Origin of the sequence: Pseudoalteromonas sp. MMG013 (assembly GCF_018100885.1) — a bacterium.
Classification (GTDB): domain Bacteria; phylum Pseudomonadota; class Gammaproteobacteria; order Enterobacterales; family Alteromonadaceae; genus Pseudoalteromonas; species Pseudoalteromonas aurantia.
Genome location: NZ_JAGJEE010000129.1, coordinates 1 through 421, shown reverse-complemented (window position 1 = coordinate 421; position 421 = coordinate 1). Strand labels below are relative to the sequence as shown.

The 421-nt window shown below is 48.7% G+C and carries 1 protein-coding gene; it reads left to right on the top strand.

What is annotated here, in order from left to right; all coding sequences use genetic code 11:
* The coding region (locus J8L98_RS24660) for a hypothetical protein (RefSeq protein WP_210998694.1) at positions 1-421 on the top strand (421 nt) is incomplete at both ends.

Sequence of the window (421 nt, the reverse complement as noted above, 5' to 3'; positions counted from 1 at the left end):
GCGCATAGAATTAGAAGGCAGTAAAAATACCTCAGGGAGTGTGGTTACTCGCACAACTGCAGATGGTTACGCACAGAAATTTGTTTATGATAGCGCACGTAAAGAGTATGTGAGCAAAGCGGGCAGTGGCGCAGATGACACTTTAACATTTAATGCAGACGGCAGTGCGACACTTAAAATCGACGGCACTAATACCAAAGAGCACTATGACGCAGCGGGGCGTTTAACGGCGATGCAGGGGCCGCAAGGTCACCAAACCACCATAGAATATACCGGTGAGCGAGCGAGTAGTATTTTAACTAAAACCGCAACGGGCACAGAAAAAACCGCGCTGATTTACAATGCACAAGGGCTGATAGAGCAGTTAGAAACCCAATCGGGTACCACCGAAGCAGGAAAAAGCGGCGCCAATACGCGAGTT